Source organism: Tardiphaga alba (assembly GCF_018279705.1).
Taxonomy (GTDB): domain Bacteria; phylum Pseudomonadota; class Alphaproteobacteria; order Rhizobiales; family Xanthobacteraceae; genus Tardiphaga; species Tardiphaga alba.
This window is the reverse complement of record NZ_CP036498.1, coordinates 552,051-578,009: the sequence shown is the minus strand read 5'-3', so window position 1 is coordinate 578,009 and position 25,959 is coordinate 552,051. Positions and strand designations below refer to the sequence as shown.

Genomic DNA, 25,959 nt, shown 5'->3' with positions numbered 1-25,959 from the left:
CGCCCAAAAGCGTCTTGCTCTCGTCAATCGTCACGTTCACTGTTTTCCCAAAGCAACGATCTCGTTTCGAGATCGTATCAAGACGGGAAACGCACACGTGACGGATACCAGCAAACTCTCAGGCCCGCTGAAGGGCACGCGCATCGTCGAATTCGCCGGCATCGGCCCAGGCCCCTTCGCCTGCATGCTGCTCGCCGACATGGGCGCCGAGGTGATCACGCTGGTGCGGCCGAAGCAGATGCCGAAAGGCGCCGCCGCGCGCGGGCGAAAAATCGTCGAAGTCGATCTTAAGGACAAGGCCGCCATCGCTGGCGTGCTGTCGCTGCTCGACAGTGCCGATGCGCTGGTTGAGGGCTATCGTCCCGGCGTGATGGAGCGCCTCGGCCTCGGGCCCGATGTCGTCCTCGGCCGCAACAAGAAACTCGTCTATGGCCGCATGACCGGCTGGGGCCAGGACGGCCCGCTGGCGCAGGCCGCCGGCCATGACATCAACTACATTTCCATCACCGGGGCGCTGGCCGCCATCGGCGGCGCCGACAAGCCGGTGCCGCCGCTCAACCTCGTTGGCGATTTCGGCGGCGGCTCCATGTATCTGGTGATGGGCATGCTGGCCGCGATGCTGGAAGCCGGCAAATCCGGCCAGGGTCAGGTGGTGGATGCCGCCATGTGCGATGGCGCAGCCTCACTGATCACCATGTTCTTCGACATGACCGCAGCCGGCCGCTGGAAGGAAGAGCGCGAAGCCAACATGCTGGATGGCGGCGCGCATTTCTACGGCGTCTACGAATGCAGCTGCAGCAACTTCATTTCCATCGGCTCCATCGAGCCGCAATTCTATGCACAACTGCGCGAACTGGCCGGGCTCGACGAGGCCTGTTTCGATGCGCAGATGGACCAGAAGCAGTGGGCCGCGCTGAAGGACAAGCTCGTCGCCGTGTTCAAGACCAAGAGCCGCGACGAATGGTGCAAGATCATGGAAGGCACCGATGTGTGCTTCGCGCCGGTGTTGACCATGTCGGAAGCGACGAAGCATCCGCATATGGTGGCACGCGAGGTCTTCATCCAGCAGGACGGCGCGACGCAACCTGGGCCCGCACCGAGATTCTCGCGCACGCCATCAGCGGCGCGAGCGCCGGTGAAAGCGGGGCTGGAGGATGCGGTAAAGGCGTGGGCCGGTTAGAGGCGAGACGCGCCTCTTATCCCTCCCCAAGCGGCGAAGCCGCGCAGCGGGGAGGGTGGCACGAGGCGAGCGTTCAGCGAGCATCGTGACGGGTGGGGTGCTTGCCCCAAACTCCGATGTAACGTGGGGCGGCCCCACCCGACCGGCCCAAGTGGGCCGGCCACCCTCCCCACTGCGCCGCTTCGCGGCTTGGGGGAGGGAAAAGAAAGAGACTACGCCGCGGTCTTGTCTGCGACGCTCAGCACGCCCCTGCGGATCTGGTCTTCCTCAATCGACTCGAACAGCGCCTTGAAATTGCCTTCGCCGAATCCGTCGTCGCCCTTGCGCTGGATGAATTCGAAGAAGATCGGCCCGATCGCATTGGCCGAGAAGAGCTGCAGCAGCACTTTGGTCTCGCCGCCATTCACCACACCCTCGCCGTCGATCAGGATGCCGTTCCTCTGCAGGCGCGCAACGTCCTCGCCGTGTTTCGGCAGGCGGGCGTCGATCTTCTCGAAATAGGTCGCCGGCGGCGACGGCATGAAGGGTAGCCCGTCGGCGCGCAGCTTTTCAATGGTCGTATGGATGTCCTTCACACCGCAGGCGATGTGCTGGATTCCTTCGCCGCGATAGATGTTCAGGTATTCCTCGATCTGCCCGCTGTCGCCGGCATCCTCGTTGATCGGGATACGGATCTTGCCGTCCGGGCTGGTCAGCGCCCGCGAAAACAGGCCGGAGGCGCGGCCTTCGATGTCGAAGAAGCGGATCTGGCGGAAGTTGAACAGTTTTTCGTAGAAGCCGGTCCATACATCCATGCGGCCACGATGGACGTTGTGCGTGAGGTGATCGAGATAGAACAGGCCGGCGCCGGCGGGACGCGGGTTCCTGGCGCCGATCCAGTCGAATTCGAGATCATAGGCCGAGCCCTTGGCGCCGTAGCGATCGACGAAATAAAGCAGGCTGCCGCCGATGCCCTTGATGGCGGGGACGTCGAGAGTCTTCTGCGCGGAAGTCGCATCGGCTGGTTCCGCACCGAGCGCGACGGCACGCTCATAAGCCTGTTTCGCATCGACCACGCGAAAGCCCATGGATGGCGCACACGGACCGTGGGCGGTGACGAAATTGAAGCCGTGGGTGCCCGGCTCCTCATTGACGAGATAGTTGATGTCGCCCTGGCGATAGACCGTGATCTTCTTGGTCTTGTGACGTGCCACGGGCGCGTAGCCCATCAACTTGAACAGCGCATGCAGCTCTTCGGGGTTCGGATGCGCATATTCGACGAATTCAAAGCCGTCGGTGCCCATGGGATTGTCGGCCGAAATTTGAGCAGCCGGCGCGTCATGCGGAAACGGACCCATTGTGTTCTCCCTGTCGCTGCGGACGAATGTCGCTTCAGGACAATGTGAGGCGTCCGGCGCGCAAGGTGCGTGCAATCCGGGTTGCGAAATGTCACAATCATGCACGATCCGTGCATGACAGGAGCATTCCGCGCATGATCGAGGTGGATTTGTTCGATCTGAAGATGCTGGCGGCGCTGCAGGACGACGGCCGGCTGACCAACCAGCAGCTTGCCGACAATGTCGGCCTCTCCGCCTCGCAATGCTCGCGGCGGCGGATGCGGCTAGAGGACGATAAGGTGATCTCGGGCTATCACGCCGACATCTCGCCGGAAGCCCTCGGCTTCGGCGTCGTCGCCTTCATCCAGGTGACGCTGGCCACCCATTCACCCGACAATGCGAAGAAGTTTCGCACGCTGGTGCAGCGGATCGACGAGATCCAGGAGGCCTATTCGCTCACCGGCGATGCCGATTATGTGCTGAAGGCGATCCTGCGCGATCTCAAGGGCCTGTCGAACCTCGTCAATGACGTGCTGATGCCGCATCAGAGCGTCGCCCATGTGCGGTCATCCATCGTGCTGGACCGGCTGAAAGACACCAGCAAGCTGCCGCTCAACACGCTGCGCTAACATCACTCCGCCCCTCATCCTGAGGAGCCGCTCAGCGGCGTCTCGAAGGATGGCGGCAAACTCGGAGCCAAAGCCATCTCATGGTTCGAGACGGCGCTCACGCGCCTCCTCACCATGAGGGACGGAGACATCACTCCGCCGCCGCAATCGTCCCCTCGCATTCGCCGAAGCCGACACGATAGCCCTTGCCCTGGCACCAGCCACGGATCGCCAGCGAATCGCCGTCTTCGAGGAATGACCGTTTGCTGCCATCCGGCAGCTCGAACGGCTCCGAACCGTTCCACGAGATTTCCAGCAGGCTGCCGCGCTGTTCCTTCTCCGGGCCGCTGATGGTGCCGGAGCCGAGCAGATCGCCGATGCTCATCATGCAGCCATTGGAGGCGTGATGGACCAGTTGCTGCACCGACGACCAATACATGTATCTGAAATTGGTGCTGGCGATCCGGGCCGGCTTCGCCGTGCCGGACGTGCGCAGATCGACATCGAGCTGCATGTCGTAATTGTTGGCGCCGCGCTGTTGAAGATAGGGAAGCGGCGCCGGATCCTGCGCCGGCCCCTGCACGCGGAACGGCTCCAGCGCCTCGCGCGTCACGATCCACGGACTAATCGTCGTCGCAAACCCCTTGGCGAGGAAAGGGCCGAGCGGCACATACTCCCATTGCTGGATATCGCGCGCGCTCCAGTCATTGAGCAGCACGAAGCCGAAAATGCTCTCTTCAGCCTGCGCCTCGGTGAGCATGTCGCCCATGGTCGAGGACTGGCCGACGACCACGCCCATCTCCAGTTCGAAATCGAGCCGCTTGCATGGGCCGAAGGACGGCACATCGACGCTTGGCGGCTTGAGCTGCCCGCGCGGGCGCCGCACCTTGGTGCCGCTGACCACCACCGTGGAAGCGCGGCCGTTGTAGCCGATGGGCATATGCAGCCAGTTCGGCTGCAGCGCATTGTCCTTGCCGCGGAACATCACGCCGACATTGGTGGCGTGTTCCTTCGACGAATAGAAATCGGTGAAGCCGGCCACCGTGAGCGGCAGATGCAGCGTCACGTCCTTGCGCGGCAGCAACGCGCGCTGGCGCAGGGCAGCATTGTCGCGCAGCTCCGCATGGTCATGGCGCAGCAGCGTGCTGATGCGTTCGCGCGTCGCCGACCAGACTTTTGGACCGAGCGCCATGAAAGCATTGATCGACGGTTGCGCGAAGATGCCCTTGGCGCCGCCGAGATCAAGCAGACCTTCGGCCTCGATCGCCGCGAGATCCAGCACGGCATCACCGATGGCGACGCCGACGCGCGGCGACGTGCCCGACGTGGAGAACACGCCGTAAGGCAGGTTCTGGATCGGGAAATCCGATGCCGGATCGACAGTGATGAAAGAACGCAGCGCGGGATCGTTGGGATGCATGGGGTGTCCGGACGGTTGATGTGTCACTCGGCGTCGGGCTGGCGGCCCGGCTCGGCGGCAGCAAATGCCTCGACTTTCGCGGCAGCGGCATCGATGGCACGGATGCGGGGATAGGGCGCGAGATCGAGGCCGAAACGGCGCGCATTGAACACCTGCGGCACGATGCAGATATCGGCGAGCGTCGGCTGATCACCAAAGGCAAACGGGCCAGCGTCGAGCTCGGCCAGCCGCGCCTCGATGGCGTCGAAGCCGGTGGCGATCCAATGCTGCGACCACGCGGTGCGCGCGGCGTCATCGACGCCCATCTCGATCAGGCGATTGAGCACGCGCAAATTGCCGATCGGGTGGATGTCGCAGCACACCACCTGCGCCATTTCGCGCGCAATGGCGCGCGCTGCAGCGCCTTTCGGCAGCAGCGGCGGTTCGGGATGGGTCTCGTCCAAATATTCGATGATCGCCAGCGATTGCGCGAGATGCAGATCGCCTTCAGCGAAATACGGCACGAGACCCGCCGGATTGATCTTGCGATAGGCCGGCTGGGTCTGCTCGCCCTTGCGCAGATGTACGTAGCGCTGATCCGCGCCGAGCCCTTTCAGGCCCAGCGCGATGCGGACGCGATAGGCGGCGGTGGAGCGGAAATAGCCGTAGAGGACGGCGTCGGGCTGTGTGCTCATATCACCTCACGGCCTGTTCGGATCGAAGCGTTTCTCGAGCCCGTCCCAGCAAACGGCATAATCGCTCTGCAAAGCCGGCGTGGTCGCAGCATAGTCCGTGACCCGCTGCGGGAAGCGCGTCTCGAACATGAAGGCCATGGTGCCCGTGAGCTTCACCGGCTTGAGCTCGCCATTGCTGGCGTGATCGAAGGCATCGCGATCCGGGCCATGCGACAACATCATATTGTGCAGGCTGATGCCGCCGGGGACGAACCCCTGCGGCTTCGCATCATAGACACCGTAAATGAGGCCCATGAATTCCGACATGATATTCATGTGATACCACGGCGGACGGAAGGTGTTTTCGCCGACCATCCAGCGCTCGGGGAAGATCACGAAATCGATATTCGCGGTGCCGGCCGTTTCCGACGGCGAGGTGAGCACCGTGAAGATCGACGGATCCGGATGATCGAAGCCGATGGCGCCCACCGGCGAGAAGCTGCGCAGGTCGTATTTATAGGGCGCATAATTGCCGTGCCAGGCGACGACGTCGATCGGCGAGTGGCCGAGCTTGGTCACATAGAGCTCGCCGCCCCATTTCACATAGAGTTCGGTCGGCGTGTCCTTGTCTTCATAGGAGGCGACCGGCGTCAGGAAGTCGCGCGCATTGGCGAGGCAATTGGCCCCGATCGGCCCGCGCTCCGGCAGCGTGAAGGCCCCGCCGTAATTTTCACAGAGATAGCCGCGCGCAGGACCATCCGGCAGTTCGACGCGGAACTTGACGCCGCGCGGGATCACGACGATCTCGCCAGGCTCGGCATGGATGCGGCCGAATTCGGTGACCAACAGCAGCTGGCCCTGCTGCAGCACGAACATCAGCTCGCCATCGGCATTGTAGAAGTTCTGGTCCACCATGGACGCCGTGATCAGATAGATATGCGCGGCCATGCCGGCCTGCGTGCCGGCATCACCGGCTGTCGTCATGGTGTGGATGCCGTCGATGAAGGTGAGCTTCTCGCTCGGCATCGGCGCGGGGTCCCATCGCAACTGCGCGATGGGCATATCGTTCTCGTGGCACGGCGCGGTGCGCCAATGCTTGCGATCCACCTTTGTAAAGCGGCCGGAATGCTTCACCGACGGGCGGATGCGGTATAGCCAGGAACGCTCATTGGTGCCACGCGGCGCAGTGAAAGGCGAGCCGGAGAGCTGTTCGGCATAGAGGCCGTAGGCGCAACGTTGCGGCGAATTGCGGCCCATCGGCAGCGCGCCGGGCAGTGCTTCGGTCTCGAACGAATTGCCGAAGCCCGACATATAGCCAGGGGTGACCTGCCCGGAGGCGAGGTGAATTTTATCAGGCGTAGTATTGACGTTCATCTCGCTCTCCTCTCTCCCTCGTCATTGCGAGGAGCCGAAGGCGACGAAGCAATCCAGTTTTTCGCTTGGCTTTCTGGATTGCTTCGTCGCTGCGCTCCTCGCAATGACGACTAACTTAAGATCAATCCTGCAAAGCTGCCCACATCTCGCGGTCGCGCTTGTCGGTCCAGATGACGGGATCGTCGATGCCCGACGCCTCGTCATAGGCACGCGAGACGTTGAATGGCAGGCAGTGTTCGTAGATCGCAAAGCTGCCGAACTTCTTGTCCATGACCTCGCGGGTCGCGGCCATGCTCTCCTTGAGCGTGCGGCCTTTGGCGACAGACAGCTCCGCGGCACCATACAGCGAGGTCACGAAATCGCGGGTCATGGCGATGGCCTCGCGCGTGGTCTCAAGCCCCTTCAGCGCATCGCCGCGGCCCGGCGCAATGGCTTTCGGATTGAAGCTGCGGATCTCGTCCAGCGTTCCCGGCCATTCGCGCAGCCAGGCGTCGCCGCAATAGCAGGCGGAGTGATATTCGATGAGATCCCCGGAAAACATTACTTCGGCATCGGGCACCCAGGCCACGATGTCGCCGGAGGTATGGCCAGCGCCGAGCTGCATCAGCCGCACTTCACGCTTGCCGAGATAGATCGACATCTCGCCTTCGAAGGTCAGCGTCGGCCAGGTCAGCCCCGGGATGCTTTCGGAGCCCTGGAACAGGCGCGGGAAGCGGCCGAATTCCGAGTCCCAATCCTGCTGGCCACGTTCCTGGACCAGGCGATGGGTTTCCTGCGAGGCAACGACGCCCTGCGCATCGAAAGCGGAAGCGCCCAGCACGCGCACGGCGTGGTAATGCGACAGCACCACATATTTGATCGGCTTGTCGGTGACGGTGCGAACGCGTTCGATCACCTTGTTCGCCAGCGCGGGCGTTGCCTGCGCGTCGAACACGATGCAACCGTCATCACCGACGATCACTGCTGAATTCGGATCACCTTCGGCTGTGAAGGCGTAAAGATCAGGGCCGATTTCCGAGAAAGTGATCTTCTTCTCGGCCATGTCGGTGGTGGATGCGAAACCTTTTGCCATCTTCGATATCCTTGTGGCTTGCAGAAATCAGGTCGTGACGTCGGAACGCGCAGCATTGGGCAGCCGGCGCTTCGCCAGTGCGATGGCATCGTCGAGCACAGCGATGTCACCGATGTGATTGGCGAGGATCAGTACTAGGGCGGCATCGAGCGTGGCGCTCTGCTCGTCACCGAGGCCGCGATGTGCCTCGACGATGCGGCGATAGGCAGCGTCGGGATTGGCGAAATTGGATTGCGTGGACAAAGCCATGGTCACTCCTCACGCCCGACCGCTGGCGCGCGCATGGGCTGCCGCGATCGCTTCAGGGGTCGGATGGCGAAAGCGGGCGGCCACGTAGCCGTCGGGGCGAAGCAGATAGGCGTTGCCGAGGTCACCGCCGTAACGCGCCTTGAACAGCCCAGCCTCGTCGCGCAGTGGCGCATCGTCGCCGATGACAATGCGCGCCACGCCTTCAGGCAGTTCAATGGAAGCGCCATTCGTATGCAGCACCGCAAAACCACGACCGGCCTGTGCAAAACGTTCAGACAGAAACACCTGCGCGCCGTGATCGGTGACAACAGGCGCGTCCGGCATATGCGCGCCGGGCGGTGGGCCGCTCGACCAGTCGTCGCTATCGGCGGTCGAGAGCGGTGTCTGATAGACCGACGGCACCGAGAGTCGCCCGCCATTCACCATGCGCTTGGCGAAATCCGCTTCCTTCGCAAGCGACAGCACGGCTTTTCGCAGGCGGCTTTCATGCCGCGAATGCGGCGCGATGAAATCCGTCGCATTGGTAGAGGCACGGATATTCTCGTCGGCAGCGAAGCCACGCTCGGCGTCATAGCTTGCCAGCAGCGACGCGGGCGCATCGCCGCTCAAAATGAGTGCGAGCTTCCAGGCGAGGTTCTCCGCATCCTCCAGCCCGGAATTGGCGCCGCGTGCGCCAAACGGCGACACCTGATGTGCGGCATCGCCGGCAAAGATCACGCGTTCATGCACGAAGCTGCGCATGCGGCGGCACTGGAATTTGTAGACCGAGATCCATTCGAACTCGAAAGCGTCATGGCCGAGCATGCGCGCGATACGCGGGCGCACCTTTTCAGGCCGACGCTCTTCCGCCGGATCCGCATCGGGTCCGAGTTGCAGATCGATGCGCCAGACATCGTCGGGCTGGCGATGCAGCAGGGCCGACTGGCCGGAATGAAACGGCGGATCGAACCAGAACCAGCGTTCGGTGGGGAATTCCGCAGTCATCTTGACGTCGGCGATCAGGAATTGGTCCTCGAACACCTCGCCCTCGAAATCCGCGCCCACCATGCCGCGCAACGCCGAGCGCGCGCCATCACAGGCGACCACATAGGATGCACGTAGTTTGTAGGGGCCGTCCGGCGTCTCGATGGTTAGTTCGGCATAATCATTGCCCTGATTGACGCCCGTGACCTTGTTGCGCCAGCGCAGGTCGATCTCAGACAAATCACGTGCGCGATCGACGAGAAATGCTTCCGCGTAGTATTGCTGCAAATTGATGAAGGCCGGCATCTTGTGGCCGTCTTCGGGCAGCAGGTCGAACTGATACAGCATTTCCGGGCCGAGGAAGATCTTGCCGACGTTCCACACGACACCTTTCTCGGTCATGCGATCGGCAACACCGAGGCGATCCCAGTATTCGAGCGAACGCTTGGAGAAACAGATCGCGCGCGAACCGTCGCCGATCCGGTCCGCATCGTCGAGCAGCACGACCTTTTGCCCGCGCAGCGCCAAATCAATCGCCAGCGACAGCCCGACCGGGCCGGCGCCGACCACCACGACCGGATGCAGCGCCACCTCATGCGGCGCCTGCGCCTGATCGGCATGGCGGACGTAGTTGAACTGGCGGGCCTGTTGCGCCATCCGTCGCTTCCTTGGTCGGTTCCTGTGCGGGTCCAATTGCGCCGGTCTGGTCAACCGGCTTTGCGCCCGCTAAGATAGTTTCACTTGCAACCATCTAAACGCCGACCTGCAGGCGGCGTCAACTGAAGAATTGCAAACCCAATGGCCGAATTCGACCTGTTCCGCTTCGTTCCGTTCCGGCTCAACCGCCTCGCCGCCGAAGTCAGTGCGGCGCTATCGGAGGAATATCAGGTGCGTTACGGGCTCGACATTCCGGAGTGGCGGGTGGTGGCGACGCTCGGATTTCGCGACGACGCGTGCAGCGCACAATTCATCGCGCAATGTACGCGGACGCACAAATCGACCATCAGCCGGGCTGTGACCGGCCTGCTGGAGCGCAAGCTGATCGAGCGGGTGGAAAGCAGCGACGACCGCCGGGCTTTCGAACTGCGGCTCTCGTCAAAAGGCAAAGCGCTCTATGAAGAGCTGATCCCGCGCCTGCTATCGAAAGAGCGGGACATCCTGGCCTGCCTGACGGCTCAGGAGCGTAAGCAGTTTGCGCAGGCCCTCGACAAGATCGAGGAAGCCCTCGACCTCGTTCAGACCCAACATGCGCAGAAAACCAGTCCGTATTGAAATTTAGCTTTCCACGAAGGAACGCGACGGCGGCAGGTGCAGCGCATAGGCATCGGCCTCGCCGGGGATGCGCGGATACAGCTCGCGCACCAGGGGTCGTGGCCGGGAATGATCCGATCGGGGTGGCCGGCAAGACGTTCGCAGGTCAGCCAGCCATCGCACATGTCGCCGATATTGTAGACGATCGGAAACGGGCTTCGGCGCTGGAAATTGCCGTAATAATGCGCGGCGTCCGACGCCAGAACCACCGGCCCGCGTTCGGTTTCGACGCGAACGATCTGCAGGCCGTCCGAATGGCCGCCGACGCGGTGAACGGTGATGCCAGGCGCAATCTCGCCGTCGCCATTATGGAAGGTGACGCGCTCGTTATAGACGTGGCGCACCATCAGCGTGACGTCCTCGGCCGAAAACGGATGCCGCAGCAGACCGTTGCACATGCAGCGGCCCGTCGCATAGGCCATTTCGCGATCCTGCAGATGGAACCGGGCATTCGGCAATCGGTCGAGATTGCCCGCATGGTCGTAATGCAGATGCGTCACGACGACGTCACGGATGGTGTCGGCCGCCACACCGAACTGCGCCAGCGCATCGATCGGATTGATCGCAAGCGCCCGACTGCGCGCTTTAGACGCCGCCTCATTGAAGCCGGTATCAACCAGGATATCGCGCCCGCCACCGCGAACCAGCCAGACGAAATAATCGAGATCGGCGGCCGTCGTCTCATGCGGATCGGGAGACAGATAGTTCATGGCCGGCGTCCGCGGCGTCATGGTTGCATAACGGATCGCGTAGATTTCATAGGCTGGCTTCATGGGGCGTCATCCGGCGTTTCTATTGTTGCCGCCACCAAGCCAGCATCGTCATGAAAAATCAAACCGTTCTCATCGCCGGAACGGCAGTGGCGAGGGCATCGTGACGGCGCGATGAATTGCCGCGCCACAACAGCAGGCCAGTGCGTCCGCAGCCATACCGGTCGCTGTTTGATAATGGGCATGGCGTAGACTAAGCTCATGACGGCGCGGGGCTCGTTGCCGCGCTTTTTGTGCTGGACCGGCTTGTGATGAAAATCCGTACTGCCCTGATCGCTCTCCTGACCCTCTCGCTCACTCCCATCTGGCAGGCCAAAGCCGCCGACGAGCGAGGCCCGCGCATCGCATTGGTGATCGGCAACGCCAAATATCCCGATGCCGAAGCTCCCCTGAAGGAACCGATCAATGATGCCCGCGACATCGCCGCGGAACTCAAGAGCGACGGCTTCGAGGTCGATACAGGCGAAAACCTCGGCGGCGAAGCCATGCGCCGGGCATTGGAGAAGTTTTACGTCAAAGTGAAGCCCGGCTCTGTCGCGCTGGTTTTCTTCAGCGGCTACGGCATCCAGTCGGCCCGCCAGAGCTACATGATCCCTGTCGACGCCCAGATATGGACCGAGCCTGACGTGCGCCGCGATGGCTTCAGCCTGGAGACCGTCCTCAACGAGATCAATGGCCGTGGCGCCGGGGTCAAGATCGCGCTGCTGGATGCGTCGCGACGCAATCCGTTCGAACGCCGTTTCCGCAGCTTCTCGGCCGGACTTGCCCCCGTGATCGCCCCCAGTGGAACGCTGGTGATGTATTCGGCCGCTTTGAGTTCGGTCGTCAGCGACACCGGCTCCGACCGCGGCCTGTTCGTCACCGAACTCCTGAAAGAGATCAAGGTGCCGGATCTGACGGCCGAGCAGACCCTGAACCGCACCCGTGTCAACGTCACTCGCGCGTCGAAGAGCGAGCAGGTTCCGTGGATTTCGTCATCTCTGGCTGAGGACTTCGCTTTCCTGCCGGGAACGCGCCCGTCGTCGTCAGCAGCCGTTGCCGCCAAGCCCGCTCCGGCGCCTGCACCAGCGCCGGCTCCGGCAGCTGCCCCGCGCCCGGAGCCGGTTGCTCCCGCGCCAGCGCAACAAGCCGCCGTCAATCCCACCCCGCAGCCTGCCGCCCCCGCGCCGGCCCCGGCTCCTGTTGCTGCACCGGCGCCCGCTCCCGCCGCGGACGCGCCACGCGATGAAAACAAGATTCTCCTGGCGCTGGCCGAAGATTCCACGGTGAAATCGCTGAACGTCAAGATTACAGAGAATCCCGAAGATGTCGGCGCGCTCTACCGACGCGGCCAGGTCTATGCCAGCAAGGGCGCCTATTCGGCAGCGCTGAAAGACTTCGACGCCACCATCAAGCTGAGCCCGAAGGATGTCGAAGCCTTCAATAATCGCTGCTGGGTCCGCGCGGTCACCAGCGATCTCACGGGGGCGCTGAAGGACTGCAACGAGGCCCTGCGGTTGCGCCCCAATTTCGTGGATGCGCTCGACAGCCGCGGACTGGTCAATCTGAAGAATGGCCAGAGCAAGAATGCGATTGCCGATTTCGACTCGGCCCTGAAGATCAATCCGCAACTGACCTCGTCGCTCTATGGCCGCGGCCTCGCCAAACAGCGCCTCGGCCAGACCGCGGAAGGCGACCTCGACATCACCAATGCCAAGGCGATGGACCCCGATATCGTGAAGGAATTTGCCAGTTACGGGGTTCGCTAACGGCCCCACCGGGCCATGCCTCACCCACCGCACAATTTTGCCCAAATGGATTTGAACCCGCATGGCGCGGGTGGACACTATTGATGACAAGCCGGAAGCCGATCACGCCGCCCGGTGCAGGAACGACCGAGAGTTAGCAAAGGCGATCGACGCCAGCGCAGATTGCGCCATCAGGAAATAAGGGGTGCTTCCATGTTCAAATCATCCGCCCGCTTCGGCCTCACCACGATCCGCGCAGCTGTCATCGCCGGTGCCGCACTCTCCCTGACTGCCGGCGCCGTGATCGCGGCTGACGATGTGACCTCCGACCAGATCCTTCGCGCACTGGCGCCGAAGAAGCCGCTGACCCGCGGCCTCTCGATGGCGCCGCCGGCCGAGCCGGCCGTGAATGCCGCCGAAGGCAAGTTTGTCGACAGCCTTCGCAACCGCAGCACCCGATCACTGTCATTGGGCGAGCGCGAGCAGATCGCCAGCATTGCCGAGACCAAGCCGGCGATCGATCTCGAAATCAACTTCGATTACAATTCTGCGAATATCAGCAAAAAGTCGATGTCGTCCGTTCAGGCGCTTGGCAAGGCGCTGAGCAGCGCGGACCTCAAGGGCTCGACATTCGTCGTTGCCGGCCATACCGACGCGGTCGGTGGCGAAGAGTACAATCAGGACCTGTCCGAGCGCCGCGCCGATGCAATCAAGCGTTATCTCGCCGACAAATACGGCATCGCTGGTGCGGATCTCGTGACTGTCGGCTACGGCAAGACCAAGCCGAAGAGCGGGATCGCCCCGACCGACCCGAGCAATCGCCGCGTCCAGGTCGTGAACATGGCCAATAAGGCAACCGCATCCAACCAGTAATGCGGTGACGTCCATATCGGCCGATATGCACATCGCTGCCGATTGCCGCACTACAGCGTTCCGCACCCCGCGGAGCGCTGTTTGCATTGGTGATCACCGATATCCTGTATAGGATCGAACGACCCTTCCGCCGCGCCGTTGCCATCGCCCGGTGCCTTGCCATGCCAAGTGGACCCATTCCGCAATGAAGGCTTCTGCCCGCTTCACCCCGGCTCTCGCGTCACTGTCGCTGGCTGCTGCGCTGGCCATGACATCGTCAACTGCGCATGCCGCCGACCCCGCGCCCGGCGGCTCCCCGAACGGGGCCATGGTCACCGTCGCCAAGGCAACCAATGCCTGCTTCTCCGACCTCGTCCGCGTCACCGGCTTCGTGGTGCCACGCCGCGAGGCTCACGTCGGCGTCGAGACGGAGGGATCACGCGTCTCCGAAGTGCTGGTAAAGGAAGGTGACGTGGTCACCGAGAACCAGGAACTGGCCCGGCTAATCCCGCCACCCACATCGAACAATGCACGCCCCAATGCGGTGCCGCTCCGCGCACCGGCCGCGGGCCTGATCACATCGGTGCAGACGATCGCAGGCGCTCCGGCCTCGCCACAGGCCGGCCCGATGTTCAAGATCGCCATCAACAACGAGCTGGAACTGAACGCCGAGATCCCGAGCATTCACATCCTCAAGCTCAATCCCGGCGCCACCGCACGCATCAGCCGCGACGATCATGCGGATATCTTCGGCAAGGTCCGGGTGGTGTCGCCGCAGATCGACCGCACCACGCAGCTCGGCCATGTCCGGCTATCTCTGGCGCCCAATCCGTCGATCAAGGTCGGCATGTTCGCGCGCGCCAGCATCGATGCGCGGCGCAGCTGCGGCGTCGCCATTCCGCGCTCGGCGATCGAGCATTTCACCGTGCAGCTGGTGAAAGGCAATGTGATCGAGACCCGCCGCGTCAAAGTCGGCCTCGTGTCCGACAACGCCACGGAAATTCTCGAAGGCGTGGAGGTCGGCGACATCGTCGTCGCTGACGCCGGGACGTCGCTGCATGACGGCGACAAAGTGAAGACCATCTTCGTCGATGACCTCGACCGTTCGCGGGTGCGCTAAATGGCAATGAATATCTCGGCATGGTCGATCCGCCATCCGCTGCCCTCCATCGTATTTTCGATCATCCTGCTGGCGCTGGGCTGGATCAGCTTTACCAAGCTGGCCATCACGCGATTGCCGAGCGCCGACATTCCAGTGATCTCGGTCGCCGTGGCGCAGTTCGGCGCGGCACCTGCCGAACTCGAAGCGCAGGTCACCAAGACCATCGAGGACGGCGTCTCCGGCGTCGAAGGCGTCCGGCATATCTCGTCATCGATCACCGACGGCCTGTCGGTAACGACGGTACAATTCGCGCTCGAAACCAACACCGACCGCGCCCTCAATGACATCAAGGATGCCGTCACCCGCGTCCGCGCCAACCTTCCGCAAAACGTCAACGAACCGCTGATCCAGCGTGTCGACGTGATCGGTCTGCCGATCGTGACCTATGCCGCGATCTCACCAGGGAAGACGCCGGAACAACTCTCCTGGTTTGTCGACGATGTCGTGAAACGTGCGCTGCAGGGCGTCCGCGGCGTGGCGCAGGTAGAGCGCATCGGCGGCGTCGAGCGCGAAATCCTGGTCTCGCTGGATCCTGACCGTCTCCAGGCCGCAGGTCTCACTGCCGTCGATGTCTCCCGCCGCCTGCGCGGCACCAATGTGGACCTCGCTGGCGGTCGTGCCGAAATTGGCAAGAACGACCAGGCGATCCGCACCCTCGCGGGTGCAAAGACACTCAACGAACTCGCGGGCACCATGATCAGCCTGCCCTCCGGCGGCGAGGTGCGGCTGGAAGATCTCGGCACCGTCACCGATACCATCGCCGACCGGCGCACCTTTGCGCGCCTGAACGGCGAGCCCGTAGTGGCTCTGGGCATCAAGCGCTCCAAGGGCGCCAGCGACGTCGTCGTCGCCGAAGCCGTGCAAAAGCGCATCAGCTCGCTGAAAGAATCGTATCCCGACGTCGACCTGAAACTGATCGATACATCGGTGGATTTCACCAAGGGTAATTACGATGCAGCCATGAGCACCTTGTTCGAGGGGGCGACGCTGGCCGTCATCGTGGTGTTCCTGTTCCTGCGCGATCTGCGCGCCACCGTCATCGCCGCGATCTCGCTTCCGCTGTCCATCTTCCCCGCCTTCTGGGTGATGGACATGCTCGGCTTCTCGCTCAATCTCGTGAGCTTTCTCGCGATCACGCTATCGACGGGTATTCTTGTCGATGACGCCATCGTCGAGATCGAGAATATCGTGAGACATATGCGCATGGGCAAATCGCCCTACCGCGCCGCACTGGAAGCCGCCGACGAAATCGGCCTCGCCGTCATCGCCATCAGCCTCACCATCATCGCGATCTTCGCCCCTGCAAGCTTCATGTCGGGCATCGCGGGCCAGTTTTTCAAGCAGTTCGGCATCACGGTGTCGGTGCAGGTCTTCTTCTCGCTGCTAGCAGCGAGATTCGTCACGCCTGTGCTGGCGGCCTATTTCATGAAGGATCACAAGCACGACGATCCTCCGCCCGGGCGCATTCTGCAGGCCTACAACAAGCTCGTGACCCTTTCGGTGAAGCGTTACTATCTCACCGTCCTGTTCGGCCTCGGTGTTTTCGCGCTGTCGATCCTCAGCATCCAGCTGCTCCCACAGGGCTTCTTGCCGGCACAGGATACGGCCCGCTCGCTGCTGGCGATGGAATTGCCGCCGGGTTCGCAGCTCACTTTCACCGAAAAGACGACCGAAGAGATCGTCCAGCGGCTGCGCAAGCGACCGGAGATCAAGAGCGTCTTCGTCGATGGCGGACGCGTGCCGCCGGGGATCAGCGAAGTGCGCCGCGCCTCGCTGATTATCAATTACACGCCGAAGGGAGATCGCAAGATCTCGCAGCGCGAGCTCGAACTGGAGATCGGCAAGGAACTCGAGAACGTCCCGGATATTCGCTACTGGTTCCTCGATGAGAATGGTTTGCGCGCCATCTCGCTGGTGGTGACCGGGCCGGACATCAACATCGTCAGCAACGTTGCCAACGAATTGGCAACGCAGATGAAGCGAATTCCGCTGATCTCCAACGTGATCTCGGAGACGTCGCTGGATCGCCCTGAACTCCGTGTGCAGCCGCGCGCCGATCTCGCAGCCCGTCTCGGCGTCTCCACCGAAGGCCTCTCCGAAACCATTCGCGTCGCGACCATCGGCGACGTCGGCCCGGCACTGGCGAAGTTCGATGCCGGCGACCGACTGGTACCGATCCGCGTGCAGCTCGAAGACTCAGCGCGATCCGATATCCAGGTTCTCGAACAGTTGCGCGTGCCGATCGGCGGCGGGCGCGGCGGCGTGCCATTGTCGGTCGTCGCCGACATCAAGCTCGATCAGGGGCCGACCAGCATCAATCGCTATGATCGCGAACGGCAGGCCACGGTGGCCGCAGATCTCGTCGGCACCGCCGCACTCGGCGATGCCCTGAAGAAGATCTACGAACTGCCGGTGATGAAGAGCCTGCCGAAGAATGTGAGCGTGAAGCAATCAGGCGACGCCGAAAGCCTGAACGAACTCGCTGACGGTTTCGCGACCGCGATCTCTGCCGGCCTGATGATGGTCTATGCAGTGTTGGTGCTGCTGTTCGGCACCTTCCTGCAACCGATCACCATCCTGTTCTCGCTGCCGCTCTCCATCGGAGGCGCGATCATGGCTCTGCTGGTGACCGGCAAGCAGCTCACCACACCGGTCTGGATCGGCATCCTGATGCTGATGGGCATCGTCACCAAGAACGCGATCATGCTGGTGGAATTCGCGGTAGAGGCGATCCGCGAAGGCAAGCCGCGCGAGATCGCTATCATCGATGCCGGCATGAAGCGCGCGCGGCCGATCGTGATGACCACCATCGCCATGGCCGCCGGCATGATGCCTTCGGCACTGGCCTGGGGCGCGGGCGGTGAATTCCGATCTCCGATGGCTCTTGCGGTCATTGGCGGCCTGATCTTCTCGACTTTGCTGTCGCTGATCTTCGTGCCGGCAATGTTCCTGATGATGGACGACATCGGACAACTCTCATGGCGATGGGGCCGCAAGCTGCTCGTCTCGAGCGGCGAAGAAGATCGCGGTCACCCGTCGTCCATCGAACACAAGCAGGTAGACCGATGATCCCGTCATTCGCTTTCGATCCGCGTCGTTCGATGTCCTTCACCAGGACGCTGCTTCTCGCGACAGCCCTCTGCGCCGCTACGACGGCAGGTCGGGCAGCCGACGAACCGGATCTGGCACGCGGCGCCGCTGTCACGGTCATCGCTGCTGCAAAGCAATGCTTCGCTGATACCGTCGATGTGGCCGGACTTCTGCTGCCGCGCGAGGAGGTTTCGATCCGCCCGGATCGCCCCGGGATGAAAGTCGCGGAGGTGATGGTCGATGCCGGTGAGAATGTAACAGCAGGCCAGATCCTCGCCCGGCTGACATCGCCGGAAGGCGGCTCGGTGCAGATCCAGGCCACCGTCGCAGGTCTCGTCAGCGCCTCGTCTGCCGTGGTCGGCACCATCGCATCCGGAAAGGGCGAGGCGCTTTTCAGCATCATATCGCGCAGCGAATTCGATTTCATCGGACAAGTGCCGACGCGCGATCTGCCGAAGCTCAAGGCCAATCAGACCGTGAAGATCAAGGTCATCGGCACCGGCGAGCTCGATGCGAAAGTGCGCCGCGTCGCGTCCTCCGTCGAACCCAACAGCCAGCTTGGCCAGGTCGTCGTCTCGCTGAATGCCGCACGGCGGCTGATGACGAACTCCTATGCGCGGGCAACGATCAAGACCGGCGAAAGCTGCGGCATCGCGCTGCCTCTGACCGCGATCCTTTACAGTTCAGGCGGCACGGTGGTGCAAGTCGTGCGCCGTCATCGCATCGAAACGCGACGGGTCGAGGTGGGCCTGATGGCAACGGGCCGGGTTGAGATCCGCGAAGGCTTGAACGAGGGCGATATCGTCGTTGCGCGGGCGGGTGCACTGCTGCGCGAAGGCGATCCGGTCAGGCCGGTGACCAGCAGCGCGGACAAGCAGTAGTCGCTGGGGTCAGTGCGAAGGCAGTTAGCTGCCGGCGCGAGCCGTCGCCTTGATGCCGAACTGCACGTCCTCGATGAGAGACGAGGACACCGACGGCACCTGTTCGCCGTCCGACGAGCGCGTCACCGCGGTGCGCGTGCTGTTGAACACAGCCTCTGCGCTGGCGGGTTTGGCTTTCAGGCTCTTCAGGAATTCAGCGGCCAGCAGGCTGTTCTGCCCGCTTGCGTCGTCAGCCACCTTGCCGGGCGTCGCTGATGTCAGGATCAGAGCCTTCTCAGGAACATCGATGGGCGCAAGGCCGCGCGAATAGGACCGGAAACGGCGCTCATAAGGATTGCGGCGCGAGGCGTCGAGCACGACCAGTTTGGCCTGTGCGCCGCCTTCCTTCATGACATCGAGCACGGCTTCGACACTGACGCCCTGACGGCGCACATCGCGCTCGCGCCAGATCGCGGCATCGACAGGGATCATATAGCTCTGACGACCGACCTGAACGCCGTAGCCGCCGAAATACAGCATCACGACGCTGTCCGGCTTGATCTTGCCTTTCAGCCGTTCGACCGCGCGGGTCATGTCGTCACGCGTGGCATCCTCGATCACGTCCACATCGAAACCGTCCTGACGCAGCGCATGCGTTACGGCCCGGGCGTCGTTGATCGGCTGCGACAAAGGCGAGGCGGCATCCGGATAGTGACCATTGCCGATGACAAGCGCCAGGCGCGACGAATTGCTGGCAGCCTGCGTGGCCTCATAGCCAGCCGCGGCGCGTGCCGGATCAATCACGTGCTTGTTCAGCGCGGCGTGGGCGCCAATCGCCAGCGAGACCAGGCCGACAAATGCGGCTGTCATGGTAATCGAGCGACGGGATACGCGAAACTGCCGTACGTTCATTACGATCATTCCTGCCTATCGTTCACGCGCAACCATTGGTCGCGTGGACGTCGGATTAGGTTTGAAGGGATGCCAAACCAATGAGCATCAATTGCGCTCAATTTGCGGCGTCGCAGCAAACCGGGTGTTAACCCGTCACGGGCCACCGGGCAACCCGTAAAGCCCGCGATTTAAGACAGGGTTACTGACGCACCGGAACCTTGTAGTGCGCCCCACGCAATTGCCAATCGGATCGATTCGTGCAACTTTTCAATGACTTGCAGTTATCGAGAGACGATTTCGGCGCGATCGGCGGCGAGCGGTTTTCGAGACGTGCGTACAGGCCGCACCAAAGGAAACCCGATGAAAGCGTCGTCCCTTGCCCGAGCCGCTTTTGACGCACTGACTGCCCGGAAGGACGGCCCTACCCTCTATGACCTTTGCGACCCGATCTTCCGCCGTCATACCGGCAGTGGCGACGCCCATATTGTCAAGTTCTACAACACCGCGCTCGGCAACCCCGCATTGCGACCGCTGCTCCGGCGCGCTGGGTTGCCTGAACTACGCGACCCCGCACGTTTCAAGGCGCTTCAGGATGCCCTGATCGCTGCCCGCGACCAGACTGAACCGGACTGGGCGGCCATCGGCCAACCCGTGGCCGACTTGCTCGATACCGTGTCGCTGCAACATCCGAGACCTCCGAAAGCGTCGCATGCTGGTGCCACGCCATCGATCGCCGACATCGACACTGTCATCCGCAGCTGCGCCGCTCACCTTCTCGGCTCCTACAACAAGAACGGCTTTATCCCGACCTATGCCGCCTTCAATCTGATCGGCGATCCCGACATGCATGGTCGCGAATTCCTGATGGCGCTGACCGGGCTGAACGCGCGCGGCTACAAGAACTCCACTTTGTTGTTCACGCTCGCGCGCATCTTCATCGCGCGTTCGCCCGCAGCGAAGCTGATCAATCCGCCATGGGCCGGCATCGCCGAGCCGATGTGGGAGCCGGTGCAGATCCGGCATCGCTCAGCCTATTACGACGCGTTCTTCACTGAAGCCCTGCTGAGCTTTGGCGAAACAGGCCTCGCCTCGCAGGACCAGACCGCGCAGTCACGCCGCGCCATCAACGCGATGATCGAGTTTTGCCTCGTCACCAGCCGCGAAGAGGTGAAGTCGCATGATGGCAGCAGCGTCAATGTGATCACGGCACTGGCGCCGCCGCCGCATCCGCGTTTCAGTCGCTTCTTTGCCCAGATCAAGCAAGACCTCGGCTTCGGCATCTATGTGCCGGATTGCGACACCACGGCCTGCTCATTCTCTGCAGCAACGCAGGCAGGATCGACCGATCCTATCCTGAATCAACCGCTGCTCGACTTTTATGCCGGCTATCAGGTGAATGACGGCGCCAACGAGCCCCTGGTCACGGTGCCGATCAACGACAACATCAACTATGACGGCGCGATCGCTACCTGGATCGACAATCTCGCGGGCCAACGCCCCTACGGCAACGACCTCGATCCGACGCTGAACCTCGACGTACTCGAAGTCTCTTTCCGCAATTGCAGCCGCTGGCAGGTGCTGGAGACGCCGAAGCGGCTCGAAACCGTACATCGGATCATCGGCTTCCAGCGGCGCCTCGTCGAATCCGGCGCCTTCGCAGATCCACGATCGCACATCTATTACCTGCCGGAGCTTTACTGCGCCTATTTCGGCCGTTGCTACGCCGCGCTGCGTGCGCTGCCTGAAGACACCCAACGCAAGCTCGACCCCGACGGCACATTCGAGCTCATCAAGCCGCATGTACTGGCATATGTCGTCAACGAGTTGATCGCGCATGAGATGAACGCTTTCGATGCGGCCCTTGCTCTGATCGCACTCGGCCATCTCGGCGCTGAGGTCTCGCTGTTCATCCCACCGCTGCAGTGCATCATGCGCAGCCGGAGTGAGGGCGGCCGCAAAGGGCCATTCAAGGCCTATGAATGGAACAAGATGAAAACGCCGACGCGGATCCTGGTTGGCGGTCCCGAAGTGACGTCGGCTTTCGTGTTGATGGGGCTCGCCCTCGCCCGCAATGCGATGCAGCAGAGCGGTTGATCTCAGGCTCGCGCGGAGTTGAGGCAATCCAGTGCCGTCACACTGGCGCCTGCGGTGAAATGACGGCACTCTGCAGCATTGTCGTCACGATTCTGGTACTGACGGTTCGATGCGCATGCGACGTTTCATTGGCTTTGCCCTTTTTCTGCTGATCCTTCCGAACGCGGCTCAGGCTGCTGACGTGAGCGGCATTCCGCATATTCGCGACGCCAATCAGGTCACGATCGGCAATACGCGTATCCGGCTCGCCGGCTCCGATGCCCCCGGGCGTGACCAGCTTTGCCTGAATGCGAACGGTGAGCGCTGGAGTTGCGGTGTCGCCGCACATGACGCGCTGGTCGCACGCGCCAGCGACAAGAACTGGACCTGCCGCATCCAGCGTACCGACCGTTTCGGCCGTTCGGTCGCCAAATGTGAAGCGGACGGTGAAGATATCGCCCAGTGGCTGGTGAAAACCGGATGGGCACTGGCCTATGTCCGTTTCTCACGCGTTTATGAGCCCGAGGATCAGGCGGCACGTGCGGCCAAGGTCGGATTGTGGTCCGGCGCATTCATCGCGCCGTGGGAATGGCGCGTCCGGAACAAGAAGGCCGGGACACTTGGCGCCATCAAGCCGACACCTGAAACCTTGCCAATCCTGTTTGCCTCGGCGTCGGGCGCGGTTGCGCCGTCGCCGGCCTGCCGCATCAAGGGAAATGTCAATCGATCCGGCGTCTGCATCTATCACACGCCGGAAAGCCGCTGGTATGCCAAAATCAAGATGCGCGTGAGCAAGGGCACACGCTGGTTTTGCTCTAAAGAAGAAGCCGAAGCCGCCGGATGCCGCGAGACACGGCGCTGATCCGGCAGGCTGGACGATGACTTTATTGACCTGACGTGGCAGGGTCCGCCCGCGATTCCTTATGGGCGAGATCTTGAACGACCCGAACGAACATCCCATCGCAGAACAACAACGCCGCAGCCGGACCTATCGGGCGCTGCGGCTGACGCTGCTTGCCGTGATCATTTATGGCGGCATCGCCTATCTGCTGCTGCCGGAGCTCTGGACTCATTACGAGCATCAGAAGCCTCTTGCCGGTCTCCCGATGACCACCATGACCACGCAAGGAATTCCCGGCGATCCCATCAATGTCGGATTGATCGGCGACAAGAAAGACGTGATCTGCGCGATGCATGCCGCCGGCTGGTATCCGGCCGATCCCATCACGTTGAAGTCATCGATCGAAATCGTCGGCAGCGTTCTCCTCGACCGCCCCTATCGCGACGCTCCCGTCTCGCCCCTGATCTATCTCGGACGACGCGAGGATCTCGCCTTCGAGAAACCGTCAGGCACGAGTGCCGATCATCGCCATCATGTCAGATTGTGGCTGGTGCTCGAGAAGGGACAGGAAGATCGCCCGGTCTGGCTCGGCGACGCCACGTTCGATCGTAGCGTGGGCATCAGCAAATATACGGGCGCGATCACGCACCATATCGCTGCGGACATCGACGCCGAGCGCGCGGTGCTGGCGAATGATCTTGAACAAGCGGGCATGGTGGAAGCCAAGTATCAGGTCACGGGTGTCGGTCCGACCGTCGCCGGCCGGAACGGCGAAGGAGACTTGTACTTCACCGATGGCGAGATATGGATCCAGCGACTGGTCGTCGGCTGTGCCAAGCGAACCGAGCCGCCGGAATCGATCCCAAGCCCGGCCGCCACCGAGATCAAGGACCAAATCTTCCGGGCGGTCGCCAATATCATCGGCCCGACATCCACGCATTGAGCGCAGGCCGCCCTCGCCATTTTGCTTTATCACTTCGCCATGCCACGATGGCTGACACCCTCAACAAGGACAGAAAATGGTCGTTCGCGCAGGTCGTGAGTTTCTCGCTATCCCCGGCCCCACCACCATGCCGGATGAAGTCCTGCGCGCGATGCATCGGCCAGCGCTGGATATCTATTCGGATTCCATGGTGCAGCTGACCTACGGACTGCTGCGCGACATCGGCACCTTGTTCGCCACCAAAGGCAAAACCTACATCTATATCGCCAACGGCCACGGCACCTGGGAGGCCGTGCTCACCAATGTGTTGTCACGCGGCGACAAGATCCTCGTCCTCGAAAGCGGTCGCTTTGCCGTGGGCTGGGGAAATGCCGCACGCAGTATGGGCATCGAGGTGCAGAGCCTGAAGGGAGACTGGAATCGGGCCATCCGTCCCTCTGAAGTCGAGGCTGCCCTACGGCAGGACACGGAGCACAAGATCAAGGCCATCCTGGCCGTGCAGATCGACACCGCATCCGGCGCGTTCAACGACATCGAGGCCATCGGCAAGGCCATCAAGGCCGCGGGTCATCCCGCTCTGTTCCTCGTCGATGCAGTTGCCTCGCTCGGCTGCATGCCATTCGAGATGGACGCATGGGGCATCGATGTCGCCATGTCAGCCTCGCAAAAGGGTCTGATGACACCGCCCGGCCTCGGCTATGTCGCCGCCAGTGACCGCGCCCGCGAGGTGCACAAAACCGCCAATCTGCGCATGCCCTATTTCGACTGGACCGAGCGCGACGGCAACGAACACTACCAGAAGCATTCCGGAACGGCGCCGGTGCATCTGATGTTTGCGCAGCGCCAGGCCATCGACATGCTGTTCGAGGAAAAGCTCGACAACGTCTTCCTGCGTCATCGCCTGCTGGCTGAAGCCGTGCGCCGTGCCGTTGCCGTATGGGCCGAAGGCGGTGTTCTCAGCTTCAACATCATCGAAGCAAAAGAGCGTGGTGACACCGTCACCACCATCAAGATGCCGGACCCTGCGCGGCTGCTCACCTACTGCCGCGAGAAATGCGGCGTTATTCTCGGCGTCGGTATCGGCGATCTGCAGGGCAAAGCGTTTCGCATTGCCCATATGGGTCACGTCAATGCGCCGATGATTTTGGGCACGCTTGGCGTGGTGGAGATGGGACTACAGGCGCTGGGCATTCCGCATGGCAAAGGCGGCGTCACCGCCGCGCTCAACTATCTCGGCGAAAGCGTGAAGCCCTGAGCTTAAGCGTCCGCTTCCTGGCCATGGTCACGCCGGGTTTCCGGCATGACCAGCCAGATCAGCAGAACGCCGAGTGCAGCGACGCCGGCCAGGCCGACAAATGCGACGGGCGCGCCGAGCTTGTCGGCGACATAGCCGGCAGTGACGGTGCTGAGCGACGCACCGATACCCGTCGCCGTGCCGACAATGCCTTGCGCGAGGCTGAACCGACCGCTGCCGAATGCGATATCGGACACGATCAGCGGGATCATGACGGCGAAGACCGCCGCGGTGATGCCGTCGAAAATCTGGACCGCGACCAGCAGGAACGGATCGGTGACGACTGCGAACAGCAATCCACGGACCGCAAGCGACGCAAAGGCGATGAGGAGAAGCGGACGTCGCCCCCATTGCTGCGCCTTGCGGCCGACCGTCGGCGACGTCGCTGCGACGAATGCTTGCGGCACCACGATGCAGAATGCGATCAGCGCCGGCGCCCAATCGGCCGAGCGTGTGGTGACGACGCCCGCCATCAGGGGCAGCATCGCTGCATTGGCTAGCTGCAGCAGCAACACCGCGCAGGCAAATATCAGCAGCGGCTTCTGACGGACGAGATCGCGGAAACGGATCGGCTTGGGGCTTTCGGTCTGCCGTCCCGCATTCCCGTGCGCCTGTGCTGCATCGATCTCTCGATGACGAATGCGCGACAGCGCATAAAGCACGGGTATTGCGAGCAGGAACGTGACGATGAACACGGCCCGGCTGGACAGCAGGTAGCCGATCGTCCCCATGACGGCAGCAGCGACGCCGTTTCCGAGCGAGGCAAAGCGGGCATTCCGTCCCAATCGCTCGCTGATCTTGAGCGGACCGACGAGACCGAGACTGATGGCCGCTATTGCCGGGCCGAGCACGCAGCTTGCCATCGCATGCAATGTCGCAGCAGTGACGACGACTGGAAAGATCGGCAAGGCCGCATAAGCGAGCGCACAACATGCGATCGTGCAGACGGCTGCGCCGGCCACCAGTCGGGTCGAGCGCGCGGCGTCAATAATGGCGCCGCCTGGAATCTGGCCGAGCAGCGCGACAACGCCGCCGATGGAAAGCACGAAGCCGATTTCGACCTGAGTCCATTTCTGTGTCGTGAGATAGACCGCCACGAAGGGACCGAAGCCGGTCTGCACATCGGCAAGAAAGAAGATGAACCAGTCGAGCCCGCGCAGGCTCTCCTTCGAAGGCTCGGGTGCTCGGCGTGGCTCTTGCGGACCGGAGTCCGGCTCGGGTGCAATCCCAGGCGCGCAGGCGACCTCCCGCACCGCCTCTTCGGCGGAGCCGGGACGATCAGGCGCATGTGTGATCGCATGAACGGC

At 62.5% G+C, this 25,959-nt stretch carries 21 protein-coding genes and 1 pseudogene; 12 read left to right on the top strand and 10 right to left on the bottom strand.

Going from position 1 to position 25,959, the window contains the following annotated elements; genetic code table 11:
• Positions 1-97 precede the first annotated feature (97 nt).
• On the top strand, positions 98-1,180 hold the full coding sequence (locus tag RPMA_RS02740; RefSeq protein WP_249225523.1) for a CaiB/BaiF CoA transferase family protein: 1,083 nt from the start codon (positions 98-100) through the stop codon (positions 1,178-1,180).
• Between the two features lie 212 nt (positions 1,181-1,392).
• Here RPMA_RS02740 and hppD read toward each other — a convergent pair whose 3' ends face one another.
• Entirely contained in the window at positions 1,393-2,517 is a 1,125-nt protein-coding gene (gene hppD, locus RPMA_RS02735; protein ID WP_211911427.1) for a 4-hydroxyphenylpyruvate dioxygenase, read from the bottom strand.
• 134 nt (positions 2,518-2,651) lie between these two features.
• Here hppD and RPMA_RS02730 point away from each other — a divergent pair, with 134 nt between their 5' ends.
• A complete protein-coding gene (locus tag RPMA_RS02730; RefSeq protein WP_211911426.1) occupies positions 2,652-3,125 on the top strand; it encodes an Lrp/AsnC family transcriptional regulator in 474 nt (157 codons plus the stop codon).
• A 130-nt stretch (positions 3,126-3,255) separates the two neighbouring features.
• Here the strand turns inward: RPMA_RS02730 and fahA are convergent, their stop codons facing one another.
• From fahA to RPMA_RS02700, 6 genes are all read right to left on the bottom strand, one after another.
• Positions 3,256-4,524, bottom strand: a complete 1,269-nt coding sequence (fahA, locus tag RPMA_RS02725) for a fumarylacetoacetase (RefSeq protein WP_211911425.1) — start codon at positions 4,522-4,524, stop codon at positions 3,256-3,258.
• Between the two features lie 23 nt (positions 4,525-4,547).
• The gene (gene maiA / locus RPMA_RS02720; RefSeq protein ID WP_211911424.1) at positions 4,548-5,198 is read right to left on the bottom strand and encodes a maleylacetoacetate isomerase; all 651 of its coding nucleotides are present in this window, start codon (positions 5,196-5,198) and stop codon (positions 4,548-4,550) included.
• Between the two features lie 6 nt (positions 5,199-5,204).
• Positions 5,205-6,551: a homogentisate 1,2-dioxygenase gene (gene hmgA, locus RPMA_RS02715; RefSeq protein WP_211911423.1), complete on the bottom strand. Its 1,347-nt coding sequence runs from the start codon at positions 6,549-6,551 to the stop codon at positions 5,205-5,207.
• Between the two features lie 121 nt (positions 6,552-6,672).
• Positions 6,673-7,623, bottom strand: coding sequence for an MBL fold metallo-hydrolase (locus tag RPMA_RS02710; RefSeq protein WP_211911422.1), 951 nt, complete (start codon positions 7,621-7,623; stop codon positions 6,673-6,675).
• A gap of 27 nt (positions 7,624-7,650) precedes the next feature.
• Positions 7,651-7,872 (bottom strand): DUF2783 domain-containing protein, encoded by a 222-nt coding sequence (locus tag RPMA_RS02705; RefSeq protein WP_211911421.1) that lies wholly within the window; start codon positions 7,870-7,872, stop codon positions 7,651-7,653.
• Between the two features lie 9 nt (positions 7,873-7,881).
• Entirely contained in the window at positions 7,882-9,492 is a 1,611-nt protein-coding gene (locus RPMA_RS02700; RefSeq protein ID WP_211911420.1) for an FAD-dependent oxidoreductase, read from the bottom strand.
• Between the two features lie 141 nt (positions 9,493-9,633).
• Here RPMA_RS02700 and RPMA_RS02695 point away from each other — a divergent pair, with 141 nt between their 5' ends.
• Positions 9,634-10,107, top strand: coding sequence for a MarR family winged helix-turn-helix transcriptional regulator (locus RPMA_RS02695; RefSeq protein WP_211911419.1), 474 nt, complete (start codon positions 9,634-9,636; stop codon positions 10,105-10,107).
• A 3-nt stretch (positions 10,108-10,110) separates the two neighbouring features.
• Here the strand turns inward: RPMA_RS02695 and RPMA_RS02690 are convergent.
• Positions 10,111-10,919, bottom strand: a pseudogene (locus RPMA_RS02690) (N-acyl homoserine lactonase family protein).
• Positions 10,920-11,167: 248 nt separating this feature from the next.
• Here RPMA_RS02690 and RPMA_RS02685 point away from each other — a divergent pair.
• The 5 genes from RPMA_RS02685 (at position 11,168) to RPMA_RS02665 (ending at position 18,628) form a co-directional block, all read left to right on the top strand.
• Entirely contained in the window at positions 11,168-12,664 is a 1,497-nt protein-coding gene (locus RPMA_RS02685; RefSeq protein WP_211911418.1) for a caspase family protein, read from the top strand.
• A 192-nt stretch (positions 12,665-12,856) separates the two neighbouring features.
• Positions 12,857-13,516, top strand: coding sequence for an OmpA family protein (locus tag RPMA_RS02680; RefSeq protein ID WP_211911417.1), 660 nt, complete (start codon positions 12,857-12,859; stop codon positions 13,514-13,516).
• A 247-nt stretch (positions 13,517-13,763) separates the two neighbouring features.
• Positions 13,764-14,615, top strand: a complete 852-nt coding sequence (locus RPMA_RS02675) for an efflux RND transporter periplasmic adaptor subunit (RefSeq protein ID WP_249225677.1) — start codon at positions 13,764-13,766, stop codon at positions 14,613-14,615.
• A complete protein-coding gene (locus RPMA_RS02670; protein ID WP_211911415.1) occupies positions 14,616-17,726 on the top strand; it encodes an efflux RND transporter permease subunit in 3,111 nt (1,036 codons plus the stop codon).
• Entirely contained in the window at positions 17,723-18,628 is a 906-nt protein-coding gene (locus tag RPMA_RS02665; RefSeq protein ID WP_249225522.1) for an efflux RND transporter periplasmic adaptor subunit, read from the top strand. Before RPMA_RS02670 ends, RPMA_RS02665 begins: the two co-directional genes overlap by 4 nt.
• A gap of 24 nt (positions 18,629-18,652) precedes the next feature.
• Here the strand turns inward: RPMA_RS02665 and RPMA_RS02660 are convergent, their stop codons facing one another.
• Positions 18,653-19,519: a caspase family protein gene (locus tag RPMA_RS02660; protein WP_211911414.1), complete on the bottom strand. Its 867-nt coding sequence runs from the start codon at positions 19,517-19,519 to the stop codon at positions 18,653-18,655.
• Positions 19,520-19,861: 342 nt separating this feature from the next.
• Between RPMA_RS02660 and RPMA_RS02655 the strand changes: the two genes are divergently transcribed.
• The 4 genes from RPMA_RS02655 to RPMA_RS02640 all read left to right on the top strand — a co-directional run bounded on the left by RPMA_RS02655 (position 19,862) and on the right by RPMA_RS02640 (position 24,613).
• Positions 19,862-21,595: a hypothetical protein gene (locus tag RPMA_RS02655; protein WP_211911413.1), complete on the top strand. Its 1,734-nt coding sequence runs from the start codon at positions 19,862-19,864 to the stop codon at positions 21,593-21,595.
• A gap of 109 nt (positions 21,596-21,704) precedes the next feature.
• On the top strand, positions 21,705-22,436 hold the full coding sequence (locus tag RPMA_RS02650; RefSeq protein ID WP_211911412.1) for a thermonuclease family protein: 732 nt from the start codon (positions 21,705-21,707) through the stop codon (positions 22,434-22,436).
• A gap of 61 nt (positions 22,437-22,497) precedes the next feature.
• A complete protein-coding gene (locus tag RPMA_RS02645; protein ID WP_211911411.1) occupies positions 22,498-23,358 on the top strand; it encodes an LssY C-terminal domain-containing protein in 861 nt (286 codons plus the stop codon).
• Between the two features lie 76 nt (positions 23,359-23,434).
• Positions 23,435-24,613, top strand: coding sequence for a pyridoxal-phosphate-dependent aminotransferase family protein (locus tag RPMA_RS02640; protein ID WP_211911410.1), 1,179 nt, complete (start codon positions 23,435-23,437; stop codon positions 24,611-24,613).
• Between the two features lie 2 nt (positions 24,614-24,615).
• On the opposite strand, the gene RPMA_RS02635 is transcribed toward RPMA_RS02640, so the two are convergent.
• The gene (locus tag RPMA_RS02635) at positions 24,616-25,878 is read right to left on the bottom strand and encodes an MFS transporter (RefSeq protein ID WP_249225676.1); all 1,263 of its coding nucleotides are present in this window, start codon (positions 25,876-25,878) and stop codon (positions 24,616-24,618) included.
• Positions 25,879-25,959 lie beyond the last annotated feature (81 nt).